The 13,390-nt window shown below is 29.8% G+C and carries 11 protein-coding genes; 3 read left to right on the top strand and 8 right to left on the bottom strand.

The genetic code is table 11. From position 1 onward, the window contains the following. From V6U76_RS01600 to V6U76_RS01585, 4 genes are all read right to left on the bottom strand, one after another. Nucleotides 1-849 (bottom strand): AAA family ATPase (locus tag V6U76_RS01600; RefSeq protein ID WP_333023277.1); only part of this gene is annotated, 849 nt, incomplete at its 3' end. A 16-nt stretch (nucleotides 850-865) separates the two neighbouring features. Then, nucleotides 866-3,322, bottom strand: a complete 2,457-nt coding sequence (leuS, locus tag V6U76_RS01595; protein WP_333023276.1) for a leucine--tRNA ligase — start codon at nucleotides 3,320-3,322, stop codon at nucleotides 866-868. Nucleotides 3,323-3,469: 147 nt separating this feature from the next. Then, nucleotides 3,470-4,231, bottom strand: a complete 762-nt coding sequence (locus tag V6U76_RS01590) for a hypothetical protein (protein WP_333023275.1) — start codon at nucleotides 4,229-4,231, stop codon at nucleotides 3,470-3,472. Between the two features lie 59 nt (nucleotides 4,232-4,290). Continuing rightward, entirely contained in the window at nucleotides 4,291-4,419 is a 129-nt protein-coding gene (locus tag V6U76_RS01585) for a hypothetical protein (RefSeq protein ID WP_333023274.1), read from the bottom strand. Nucleotides 4,420-4,579: 160 nt separating this feature from the next. Between V6U76_RS01585 and V6U76_RS01580 the strand changes: the two genes are divergently transcribed. Beyond that, complete coding sequence (locus V6U76_RS01580) at nucleotides 4,580-4,876, top strand: hypothetical protein (RefSeq protein WP_333023273.1); 297 nt, start codon at nucleotides 4,580-4,582, stop codon at nucleotides 4,874-4,876. 138 nt (nucleotides 4,877-5,014) lie between these two features. After that, nucleotides 5,015-7,441 (top strand): PD-(D/E)XK nuclease family protein, encoded by a 2,427-nt coding sequence (locus tag V6U76_RS01575; RefSeq protein WP_333023272.1) that lies wholly within the window; start codon nucleotides 5,015-5,017, stop codon nucleotides 7,439-7,441. A gap of 146 nt (nucleotides 7,442-7,587) precedes the next feature. On the opposite strand, the gene V6U76_RS01570 is transcribed toward V6U76_RS01575, so the two are convergent. The 4 genes from V6U76_RS01570 to V6U76_RS01555 form a co-directional block, all read right to left on the bottom strand. Continuing rightward, the gene (locus tag V6U76_RS01570; protein WP_333023271.1) at nucleotides 7,588-8,262 is read right to left on the bottom strand and encodes a hypothetical protein; all 675 of its coding nucleotides are present in this window, start codon (nucleotides 8,260-8,262) and stop codon (nucleotides 7,588-7,590) included. Between the two features lie 1,053 nt (nucleotides 8,263-9,315). Beyond that, the gene (locus tag V6U76_RS01565; protein WP_333023270.1) at nucleotides 9,316-9,636 is read right to left on the bottom strand and encodes a hypothetical protein; all 321 of its coding nucleotides are present in this window, start codon (nucleotides 9,634-9,636) and stop codon (nucleotides 9,316-9,318) included. A gap of 355 nt (nucleotides 9,637-9,991) precedes the next feature. Beyond that, the gene (locus V6U76_RS01560) at nucleotides 9,992-11,077 is read right to left on the bottom strand and encodes a rod shape-determining protein (RefSeq protein ID WP_333023269.1); all 1,086 of its coding nucleotides are present in this window, start codon (nucleotides 11,075-11,077) and stop codon (nucleotides 9,992-9,994) included. A 65-nt stretch (nucleotides 11,078-11,142) separates the two neighbouring features. Then, nucleotides 11,143-12,558 (bottom strand): gluzincin family metallopeptidase, encoded by a 1,416-nt coding sequence (locus V6U76_RS01555; protein WP_333023268.1) that lies wholly within the window; start codon nucleotides 12,556-12,558, stop codon nucleotides 11,143-11,145. Nucleotides 12,559-12,725: 167 nt separating this feature from the next. Between V6U76_RS01555 and V6U76_RS01550 the strand changes: the two genes are divergently transcribed. Next, nucleotides 12,726-13,220, top strand: coding sequence for an OmpA family protein (locus tag V6U76_RS01550; protein WP_333023267.1), 495 nt, complete (start codon nucleotides 12,726-12,728; stop codon nucleotides 13,218-13,220). The last annotated feature ends 170 nt before the right edge of the window (nucleotides 13,221-13,390 follow it).

Genomic DNA, 13,390 nt, shown 5'->3' with positions numbered 1-13,390 from the left:
TTCACTATAATGTTCTAATATTTTTTGTCTTATTTCTAAATTAGGGTTAGAAATTTTAACTTTTTCACTTAATCGTCCATACCTAATCAGTGCTTTGTCTATATCACATATACGATTTGTTGCAGCAATTACTATTATATTTTCTTCTTTTTTAAACCCATCGATTTCAACTAATAATTGTGTTAAGCTCTCTCTGCAATGACTCTCTACATTACCAGTTAAACTATCTCGGTCAGGAGTGACAGCATCTATTTCATCTATAAAAATTATGCATGGAGAGTGTTTTTTTGCTACTTTAAAAAGCTCTCTCACAGTCTGTGCGCCATGACCAATATATCTTCCAATAAGATCAGAGCCAGAAATACTTATAAAATTCATCTTCGATTCGCCTGCAATTGCACGAGCAATTAAAGTTTTACCATTTCCTGGAGGACCATAAAGTATATAACCTCTCGGTAATTCTACCTTTAGTAACTCTTGAAGTTTATTTCGTGCTTCTTGATTAAAAAAATCCATCCGCAGTTTCTGTTTTAATTCATCGTCAATTACAACATCTGCAAATGTTACTCTTCTATCATCAGAATCAGCTAACTCTATAGATATTGGCAGTTCTACTTCTTTCATTTTACTAAATACTTGGTCATATACAAACCAAAGCATAAATAGTAGAATAGTTAGCGTAGAGTAAGTCATAGCATCTTTCATATAATCTGCAGCTATTACATATCCAAGGCCAAGCAGTATAGTATGTAAGTATATAAATAAAGACATAGTAGCAACAATAATTGCTACACATAGCAAACAAATTGCAATTCTTTTTCGTAACTCTGACCGATCGATCTTTTTCACTTTACAAGACTAAATATTATAATACAAAATTCACTATTTTATTTGGTACTACATGCACAGCACGTATTTTATCTTCTATTATCTTACTTGATATTGCATTTATTGCAATCCTTTTCAATTCTTCTTTCGGTAAATTAACTGCTACATAAATTGTTGCACGCAATTTTCCATTAACTTGTACTGCTATTGTTACCATATCATCAACCAGTAATGATTCATCAGCTTTTGGCCAAGGCTGCATGTAGAGCATGCCCTCCCCTCCTATTTCATGCCATAAACTTTCAGCTAAATGTGGTATGAACGGTTCAATTACTCTGATTAATATGCATATTCCTTCATCAAGAATAGGCTTACTTATTACCTCAGCAATAAGATTAGTCATTTCACGAAATTTTGCTACCGCGCAATTTAATCTACAATCTTCTAAATCAGATGTTAACCCGTGTAAAAGTTTATGTATTTTTTTTCTATATTCGAAAAACTCACCTGTAACATCACTACTATCATAATTTATATTGATAGGTTTAAATTTCATTACTGCATTCCATAGTTTATTTATATAACGGAAGCAGCCTTCTAAGCCATCATCTGACCATTCCATATCTTTTTCTGGAGGCACGTCAGATAACACAAAAAGACGAGCAGTATCAGCACCATATTTTTCTACAATAAAACTTGGATCAATAATATTTTTCTTTGATTTGCTCATTTTTTGAGCTTTACCTAGCTGTACCTTCTCGCTTTTATTCATTAATTCTTTTGCTTCTTCAGGAAATAACCATTTACCATGCTCGTCTTTATAAGTTGCATGACAGATCATTCCTTGAGTAATTAAAGTAGAAAATGGTTCCTTAATATTTAAATAACCACATTTTGTTAAAGCACGGCAGAAAAATCTTGAATAAAGTAAATGCAAAATTGCATGTTCTATGCCTCCTATATAATAATCAACAGGCATAAAATAACCACATTTGTTTTTATCTATAGATTTATCCTTACTACAAAACGCAGCAAAATACCAAGAAGATTCAAAAAAAGTATCAAACGTATCTGTTTCACGTTCTGCTTTCCTTCCACACTTAGGACAATCAACAAATTTCCAAGTAGGATGTATATCAAGCGGATTGCCCACTACTATAAACTCAATATCTTTTGGCAAAATTACAGGTAAATCTTTTTCTTGCACAGGAACAGTTCCACAATTTTCACAATATATAATGGGTATAGGACATCCCCAGTAACGTTGCCTTGAAATCCCCCAGTCATGAAGACGATAGTTGATCTGCTTTTTACATATTCCCTTTTTTTCAAGTTCTTCTATTACTTTTTTCTTTGCTTGATCAATTTCAAGTCCACTTAAGAACTCAGAATGAAACATTATCCCTTTACCTATATATGCTTCATTTAAAGACTTCTTATATTCTTTGCCATCCTCTGAAAATACAGGAATAATTGGCAAATTATATTTATTTGCAAATTCAAAATCACGCTGATCATGAGCTGGACAACCAAAAATTGCTCCTTCTCCATAATCCATCAATACAAAATTGACTATATAAAGTGGCAATTCTTTATCCAAAAATGGATGTTTAATATAAATTCCAGTGTGTATACCGACTTTTTCATCACTTTCTTCTTTACTTTTAATTTGATCTGTAATACTCTGTATTTCTTCTATATCTTGCACTAGTGGATGCCTTGGTGCAATTGCACAAAAAGAAGCTCCAAATATTGTATGAGGCTGAGTTGTAAAAATTTTTAAAATCTTATTTGAGCCAATCACATCAAATTCTATAGTCACGCCCTCAGACTTTCCTATCCAACGTTCCTGCATTATCTTAACTTTTTCTGGCCAATTTTTGAGAGTCTTTAAACACTCAAGCAGATCATCAGCAAAATCAGTGATTTTTAAGAACCATTGCATTAATTTACGTTTTTCAACTACTGCACCTGACCTCCATCCTTTTCCATCAACAACTTGCTCATTTGCAAGCACTGTTTGATCTACTGGATCCCAATTAACCCATGATTCTTTTCTATAAGCTAATCCATGCTTTAAAAATTCTAAAAAAAATCTTTGCTCATGTTTATAATACTCAGGATCACAGGTAGAAAGTTCTCGTTCCCAATTATAGGAAAGACCTATGGATTTTAGCTGGGCACGCATATTATCTATATTACCTTCTGTCCACTTTTCAGGAGAGATATTATTCTCTCTAGCTGCATTCTCAGCTGGAAGCCCGAATGCATCCCATCCTATTGGATGTAAAACATCAAATCCACAAGCTCTTTTATAACGTGCTATAACATCACCAATTGCGTAATTACGTAAATGTCCCATGTGAATTTTACCAGATGGATATGGAAACATTTCCAAAACGTAACATTTCTTTTTATTAGTGATATCTCTACTTACAGTAAAGTTCCACATACTTTGGCATTTCTTTTCAGCAGTTTTAAAATCGTATTTCATACTAGCTCAAGTAATACAAATCAGTATATTAAGATTCATACCATTTTCAAGCAATTTAAGAAAGTAGTGGTAGAAGCTACTATAGTTTTGGTTCACTTTATAGTAGCATTAAAACCCACTACCCTTTTTAATCTGAGATTTGAGAACTTAGAGTTTGAGTTCTTTCTGATCCAAAACGCTACAAGTTATACCTATAGCAGAAATCTCATATAAGTTTGACTCATCAATAGCTAGAGCGAATGCAAGCCCACATAAACATGCAGCTACTAACAAAGTAACTATAGAATATATACCAAGTTCTATGGATATTGAAAAACCTAAACCTGTAAAAAATATAGTACTTATGCACAACGGAACAGCCAAAGCACAACATAACTTCATATTTTCATTCCTATTCTGTTGTGCAATTTCATCATTACTATTTTTAATAATACAATGTAAAGTAGTCCATCTAACGTCGTAAACACCTGCACATTTATTGATGATAGCTTCTAGAAAATTCTTGCGTCCAGATTCATTAGTTCTCTCCAAAATATTACAACATACAGTCTTAACATCAACCTTAACATCAACTATTTTAGCAATTACATCTCCATGCTTTAAAAGCAAGTTACAAGCTTTTTTGTAGTATTGATTATTATTCAATAGTTTCACTGCTTTAGAAAGTTCATTAACTATTTTACGATTCTGTTCTTCCTTACATAAAAGACCAGTGAGTATATTTTTAGTTTCTTCATAAGCTTTTGCTTCAAATAAAGCAAGTAGTTTTCCCCCTATTTTTTCTTTAATAGATATGATTTTTTTAATAGGTTTTCTATTCATCGGATCTGTTTGATTTTTTGGATTTATGCTGATCCATTTTTTAAGTTTAGACCGCTCAAACACGATTTTTGATACCGAACCGTCCATGTAAATTATCCTAACAGGATCAGATATAAGTTCTTAGGACATATTTCTTCTGATATAATTTACTTAATTGATGGTTCAAATTCCTTTGTTGATTCTACAATGCGTTTTTCATCTTCAATAAGGCTATCAGGATTATTCAAGAATTTATAATAGATATCATATAAAAGACTTGCATTTATAATATACATAATTTTACCCTCACTATTAAAATAATAATATATCTATATAGAGTACATTAAAATATTGAACTAAAGCAAGAATATTCTTTACATTTTAAAATTTTAGGTTAGTATGATCTTTAAGTACTATAAGTAGTAGCATAAAATAATTAAAAGCAGAGGGGGATGTATGATAAAAGAAAAAAAAATTCTTGCATTAAAGTTGTGTAGTTTTTTTATTTTTTCGTTGGTTGCTTCTCTTGTTATGTATTGCTTATATTACAACAATAGAGAGGAGTGGAAAGAAGTGTCTGGAGTTACAGTTTCTTGTTTTTCAATATTTGCAATCATTATGTTTTATTTTGAAAGAAGAAGTTATAAACTAAAAAAAGAAACATCATCAGATGAAATAAAAATCACTGATCAAGAAATGGTGATTAGCACTTTAAGTACTGCAACAGAGATGCAAGGGATATCTGTTATCTAGCTAATTATTAAGAATGCATTTCATTAATTCGTGGGAGTAATTTTTAGCATAAGAACTGGTAAATCTTGCTTTGATATATTAGCTCAGCATATATTTTCCGAGTATACGCAAGATGAAATACCACAATTAAAGGTAATATTGCCATCCCAAAAAAATGCATTAGCTTTAACTGATGCTTTAAAAAATTACTCTATAAAAGCTACTTTTTCTCCTAAAATTTTAGCACTGGAAGATATAGGTGAAGAAAAATCAAGCAAAGTTATAAATCCTATAACAAGAACTCTTCTATTCATGCAATTTATACTAAAATGTAATGAAAAAAATAAAGAAAATCTTCCACTAACTATCTCATATGAGATAGCATCATTGCTGGATAAAATAGATTATAATCATGTATTAGAAATCGTTTATAATACAAACTATATTGACAATAAAGATGAGAATTTCAGTATTCTAGCTATAAAGACTTTATGTAATACTTTAAAAGATTTAAGCATGCTCGATATACCAGAATATAAGAATAATTGCATAAATGATCTCACATGCTCATGGAAAAAAAATAATGAAAAAATCATTCTTTTTGGAGCGGAACACAGTATAACCTATAAAACTATTGCTCAAGCTGTTCATAATTTACCTTTTGGCACAATTATTTTACCTAATTTAAATTTAGAAATAAGTGAAGAAAATTGGCAATCAATTGATAAAAATCACTATCAATATTATTTAAAAGAATTAATTAATTTTCTTGGTAAGAGCAGAAAAGATATAAGATATTTAGGTAATGCAACAACCAACAAGATAATAGATTATATTTTTGATACCACTTCAAGCTTAAGTAGCATTGATACTGGTAATAATATTGAAATTATAACATGTAATTCACGAGAAGAAGAAGCTCAAGTAATATCACTTATAACAAAAAATGAGGAATATGTTTCACTTTTTGTGAGCGATGAATTACTTGCAATACGCACACAACAAAAAATGCAATATTCTTATATAACATTTTTGCTATGTACTATTAAAGTTATTACTTCAGGATGGGAGAGCATAGCATTACTATCTCTTCTAAAACATCCTTTTTTGAATCTAGGTTATACTAGAGATAGACATAGAAAAATAGTATCTGAATTTGAAATACAGGTACGAAAATTCAATATCAGTAAAGTTCTTGATATTGAAAATGCTGTTAATGATTGCATAAATAAAGAAGATATATTAGTGATTTTCAAGGCTTTAAAAGATATACTTAATCCTTTAGATAATATAAATTGCTCTATTCATGAAATAGCTAGTACTCATTTAAAATGTATTTATGCATTATCAAATATAAATTTTGTTAATTCAGATAATGAAGTTTGTAAGTTTATGTTGGATTTTACTAATGCATGTAAGAATATACAAATAGTTGGATCTTTAGACTTATATAATGAAATACTAACTTTATTTCTTAAAAAAGAATTTTTTTCTCCAAAAAGTGATTTAACTAAATTTGATCCAAGTAGAGTGATCATACTTGCTAACTTTAATGAAGGAAGCTACCCACCAAGCTTTCAAAATTCACTTTGTAGCTCAGAGATAAGAAAAAAATTTAACCTTCCAAATACTCAAGAAGAGTATGGATATTTTATGTACCATCTCTACAATTTATTTCATGCAGATAAAATATATATAACAAATCAGCTAGGTAAAAAACCTATTATTTTAAAGCGACTAGAGACATTAATCCAAAATAAACCACAACCGTATAAAGAATGGTTAAAATGCTTATCCACGCCAAAGTACACAGTACCTTCCACAAAACCTCAACCAAAACCGAAAATAGATGTCAGAGAAAAAGTAATGGAAAAATTATCTTTTACTAAAATAACGAAGCTAATGCGGGATCCTTACGCATTTTATGCTGAATATATATTAAATATTAAAAAGCTGAAAGATCTAAACCGCAAACCATCAATCTTAGAATTTGGAACTTTGGTTCATAAGATCTTCCAAGAATATTGCCATAAAAATAATGATGAATCTTTAAGTAGCATTTTAGAGAAAAAACTTTCCGCTTGTGATTTCTATTTTTCAAATTTATGGCTAGCAAGACTAAATAAAACTATGCAAAATTTCATAATGCTACATCACACTCGAAAAAAAAACTGCAGTTACATTGAAGTAGAGCAAACTTTCTCTTTTAGAATTCTAGAAAAAATTCTTCTATCCGCAAAGTGTGATAGGGTTGAACATTTATTAAATGATAAAATAGCAGTTATAGACTATAAATTAGGATCTACTAGTGAAACGATGCAGCTACTCGTACAAGGCACAGCAGTGCAAAACACAGTTGGTAAGGAAATTTTAGATCTTGAATATTGGAAATTTGATTATGGTCAAATCAATATTGTACAGATAAAATTCTGTGAGAAAGAAATACAAAAGCTTAAAGATAACTTATCAGAAATTGTACTTCATTACCTCAATGAAAGTACGCCATTTACTGTTTCTCCCAATTTAGAAAAGTTTCTAAAATTCAATGACTATAAACACTTAGAAAGAATAGAAGAGTGGCTATAAAATTTAAAGTATAACATGAGATTTAAGCATTAAAGTCCTCTATATCTACTTAATTTAAAACTTGCTCTAAGCAAAATGCATTGCACAATTTTCTTTCTTAATAGATCTCTCTGTCACTATAGGAAATAATGACAGAGCATGGATTCTTATATCAGTGAAGTAGCTATTGTTTTTAAAGATAATTGCTTCAATGTTGGCATTTCCAATTTTGAATTAGGGTTTGAAATACGTTCTTGAAGAAGTTTATCGTATTCTTTTTTTCCAATGTTTACACACAGTCTTTTGATTTCCGCTAACTTTTCTCTTTCTATGTTTTTCACTACCTCTTTTAACTTAGGTAATGAAATTTGTGATGTCTCATTATCCAGTTTTTGATATATGCCATTGCATAACTCATCTAAATAACACCTCTCTTTATCATTATTTTTACTTAAGTAATAATACTGACCTCCATAATTGTTAGCATATTCATTTTCTAATTTTTTATGCACTTTCCGTATAGAATCCTTGGAAATCATGGCATTTTCTAATTCAGAATCGTTCATAAAAAATACATGCAATTCATAGATATTTTCAAACTCATCTTCTATTTTTCTTATGAAAGCTTCACTAATACATTCGTACTTTCTTACTATTTCTCCTAGTCTGTCAAGATCTCCTTTGTATAACGAAAGGTCACGATCAATTATACTAAATACTTTTATAATATGTGCATATTGCGATGAGTCTTTGCTGTATTGAGCTATTCTTTCCCTAAAAAGATCAAAACATGTTTTACCATTTCGATTTTTAATGAAAGGATCTATACCTAATTTAATCAATATGCTTGCAGTATTAATCATATGGTTTTGATAGATATGAGTATATTTAATGATATGGTGAAGTAGTGTATCACCTTCTTCATTAACTATACTATTAAATATATGTTCACCAAAATTATATGTTAGTGCATATTCTCAGTCATCGTAGCAGCCTAGCATTGCTAGGTAAAACAAATCTTCTTTATCTTTAGCATCTTTACCTATTGTACTCATAATATATTCCTAATAAATAACACTATTATGTTAGCACTAATTGATTAATATATCAAGCATTAATTATATTTTATTTTATATTTTTATTAAAAATAAAATTATTTAACTTAAAAATTAATATAAAACTTAAAATTGTAAATTTGCGTATAAGATATATTTCAGGACGAAGTGAACTGTAAAACTAAGTACGAAAAAATTGCTTTGGTATTTAGTTAATACCAGTTATAATAATAAAGTTATTCTAAAAGTAGCTTAAAGATTGCTTTTAGTGTCAAGGTAGTAGTCTACTTCAGTGTATGTGAGTGCACGCACATACTTAATTTCTTTCATAAGATATTATTTTGATTCTACTAAACATACTACTTTTTAAAGTTTTTAGATTCTTAATGGTAGCCTACTTCAGTGCTGTGCAAATGCGTAGCTTAATTCCTGTCATAAGGTATTGTTTTGGTTCTAAATTCTACAGATTACTTAAGTGTATACTACTTTTAAAGTAGATTATCTTTAGTATCTAAATAATAGCCTACTTTAGTGCTGTGTGAGTGCACGCATATAGCTTATAAGGTATTGTTTGATTCTACTAAATCCTGCAGGTTACTTAAGTTCTATGATATGAAGGGATTTGTTACCTTTTTTAACATAAGTTTCTAAATTTCTCAGCTTCAGAAAGATTTTTTTTGCAAAATTTTTGTTATCTGAATTGCAAAAATCAAGCATAATAACTCTATTTTATTCATGATTAACCCCCTAATATACTTGAAATTATAGGAGGCTTATCATGTTTTCTCAGCTAGCGTTTTTCAATCCAGAATATTTCAGGATTTTAATATAAGTATTTACCTAAGCAGATTTACCCGTATATGGTGCAACTGCTGTAGCTTTAACACTTGTAAGACTACTATTAACTTTGTTTGCAGATGAATTAGGTTCTTTATATTCTGCAACTGCTTTAGATGAATCAGGTTCTTTATATTCTACAACTCCAGTGCCGCCACCAACTATCTCCCAATCATCTTGCACATGTTGATCGTCTTTTTTATATTCTGCAACTGCAGTGCCGCCACCAACTATCTCCCAATCATCAAACACTGAAGCACCTTCTGTATATTCTGTAACTGCTTTAGCATCTTCTTCCAATAAACTTTTCTTAATATCACTCATAATAAATCTCCTTAATTTGTTTAATAAAATAATTACTATATTTAGTTTAGTAAAAATACTAACCAATATCAAAGGATTTTTAATATTTTTTTAAATTAACATAAATTATTAATAGAAGGAGAACCTCAGACAAAACTTTTTTACCAACTTATCTATCTTTCCAAAACATTTTCACTCCCCCACCCTTCTTATTCTCTTTAGTTTCATTGTTAATAACATTATCCTTTTGTTCTATAAATAATATTCTTTAATAAAAACTTAAATATTACCTTCTTTATTCCTATAAATCTATGAGATTTTTTCTTTTGAATAATTTTGAAATTTGAAAAAAGACTGAATAAATTTCACCTTAAAATCAGTCTTGCCTAAATAAAACGTGACCAAAGTGATCCATATTTTCAAGTACTTTTCCACTTCCTAGAGCAACACAGCAAAGCGGATCATCTGCAACACGTACTGGTAATTTCGTGACATTACTAATCATTTTATCTAAATTACGTAATAATCCACCACCTCCAGATAAAACTATACCTTTATCCACTATATCAGATGAGAGTTCAGGAGGAGTACTCTCTAAAGCCGTCTTTACTGCAGAAATTATTTGATTTACAGATTCTGTTAAACTTTCTGTAACTTGATCTTCAGATAGCATTATTTCTTTTGGCATACCATTAATTAAATCTCTGCCTTTTATTGATATAGAATTATTATTTTCTAAAATACATGCAGACCCTATACTCTTTTTAATTTTTTCAGCGGTTGAATCTCCTATAAGCAACTTATGATTTTCACGTATATATGCTTTTATTGCTTCATCCATCACATCTCCACCAACTCTCGCAGAACGTGAATAAACTACTCCACCTAATGAAATTATCGCAACTTCTGTTGTACCTCCTCCTATATCAACGATCATAGAACCTTCAGGTTCAGTGACAGAAAGCCCAGCACCTATTGCAGCAGCCATAGGCTCTTCAATTAAAAACACCTGATTTGCTCCGGCACTTTCTGCTGCATCTTGTATAGCACGTCTTTCTACAGGTGTAGACCCAGACGGTACACAAATAATAATATTTGGCCTATTTATAGTAGATTTCATATTTACACTACGAATAAAGTGCTTTATCATTTCCTCAGCACTTTTAAAGTCTGCAATAACCCCATCTTTTAGTGGCCTTATAGCTTCTATTTCTCCAGGAGTTCTCCCTAGCATCATCTTCGCTTTGTGGCCAAAAGCATAAGGCACATAGCTGCCTCTTTCTCTAATTAATGCAACAACTGATGGCTCATTGAGAACTACACCTTTGTTTTTCTCATAAACTAAAGTATTTGCGGTGCCAAGATCTATAGCAATATCACTGGCAAAGAGGTTCCTAAAGGTTAAAAAGTTTATAATTTTATTGAAAAGACCGCTATCACGTATGACTTTAGAAGATTGCATAAAACTCCACTCTATAGATTAAGACGTTTATATCAGTAACACAAATTAAATCAATAAATATAAAATTATTGAGTATATTTTTGCAACAGATAATTGGTATAACATTCAATATCTAAATTCTCCTTATTAGTCATTCGTTTTAATAATTCAAGGCTATTATATTTAGCACCATGACTGTATATATTTTCTGATAGCAGTTTAATTAGTAAATCAAAATTCCCTTTAGATATATTATTAATTGCATTGGAGTAATTATTTTTAATGAAATTAAATATCTGTACTGCCGCTATTCCAGCTATTAATTTCAGAGGAAAGTATCCTAAAATACCACTAATCCAATAATGATCCTGAAAATATGCTTCATTATCTTTGATGTTTTTGGTGCTGATATTATAGTATTTCATTCCTTCCATCCAAGCATCACGTAAATCTGTAACTTGTAATTTATTGTAAATTATTTCTTTTTCCAATGCATATCTTATCATAATATGAGCAAGAGATGTAAATTCGTCTGACTCTTTCAGCAAAACTGACTGATTTATTTTATTTAACTCACAATATAGATCATTAACACTGATATCAGAATGTTTAAATACAATAGGTTGAATGTATTCACAAAACTCCATTGATTTTCCTATAATTTTCTCCATCAGTAATCCTTGAGTTTCGTACATAACATATCCAGAAACATCCCCAATTGGTTGATTAATCCATTTTTTTTGTAACCCTTTTTTATATATTATAGAACCACTGCTATAAAGAAGATCAGATAAATTAAGATTACTAATAAATTGAGTTGAGCAGGATGAAAAGCAATGATAATCAGAAACTCTCTCTGTCTTTTTTATCTTTATTCTTCTTAAAACAGTATTATTCAATGCTGTATTTATACTATGAAAAATACCTTTGGTATCAGTGCTCTTATTTTGCTTTTCAGTTATTAGATAATTATTTTCATGAAAGAATTTGCCAACTATTGCGCATACATCATTGATATCCTCCTCTTTAATACTAGAATCATAATCTTCCAGTACTGCATCATACATTGAATAACCAAAATTTTTTGATTTAATTGAAGCAACTTCACGTACCAATGAAATTACATTACTTAAAGGATTAATCAGATTTTTAAAATTATTATCATAATATGCTAAATTCCACAATTCTTTACCCTCAATCCTAGCCTTAGATAGAGCTTTAACTAAATCAATAGGTAGTATATTAATTTCCTCATAAATTTTATTGATTAATTGTATATTTTTTAATTGCCAGTCATTGAGATTTTCTTTCTTAGATAACACATCTGAAAGTGATTCTTTTACTAAATCATGAGAGATAATTTCATATTTCATATCTTGCATCAAGTCGATTTGTTCAACTTTATCATTCACATTAAGTTGACTTTTACTTAATGTCACTAGTGTATTATCAATAATTCTTATCCGACCGAATACCTGTTGTAGAAATTTATAAGATTTCATAATTATATAATTTTTAAAATAGATTAACTCAAAGTATATTATATACAAATAAAAAGTTATTACTAAACTACATCTTAGAAAGCAATCATATTTTTCTTGACTTAATAAGTATCATCATTAACTTATAGTATAGGGTAATTATAATTCTAAATTCGGAGGTTTTAATAATGTGGAATAAGTTAATGATAATACCTTTTTTTTGTTTGGTTATTTATAGCACAAGTGCTTCTCCTAATCCTCTTATGAGGAAGGGACATTCTAAAATGAATCAATCAGCTACTACAATAACATCTCAAACCAAGAAACAACAAAATGTTCATAGAGTCTTTTTTGCATATGATAAATCAGATATTAGTGAAGCAAGTGCGGATGTATTACTTGATGCGTTAGAGTTTTTGCAAGATAATGAAAATGCAAAAATCGTTCTTGTAGGTCATGCTGATAATCGTGGTTCCCATGATTACAATCTTGCTCTAGGTGAGAGACGCGCAAATTCAGCTAAAAGATTCATGATTAACTGTACTCCTTCTATAGAGAAAAGAATAAAAACTCTTTCTAAAGGAGAGTCTGAGCCTTTAGTTATACCTTCTAACCCTAAAGATGAGAAAGCTCATGCACAAAATCGTAGGGTAGAAATCATTATTTCTGGAGTAAAGGGTTAGCACTTATATTTGTATTTTGATATTAGTTTTATGTACATTTATGCCTAGTGATGTGACTAGTACTTTTTATAAGTTTCATGTCACTTAGGCAATAGTGTTTTCAATAAGAAGAGTTCTTTAAGAAATGGTTCAAGCACAGTGTGTTTATTTAATGAAGAGATGCCATTTAA

The organism is Wolbachia endosymbiont of Pentidionis agamae (genome assembly GCF_036711655.1).
Taxonomy (GTDB): domain Bacteria; phylum Pseudomonadota; class Alphaproteobacteria; order Rickettsiales; family Anaplasmataceae; genus JAZHPY01.
Note: the sequence above shows the minus strand (reverse complement) of the source record. Positions and strands in the feature narration are given on the sequence as shown.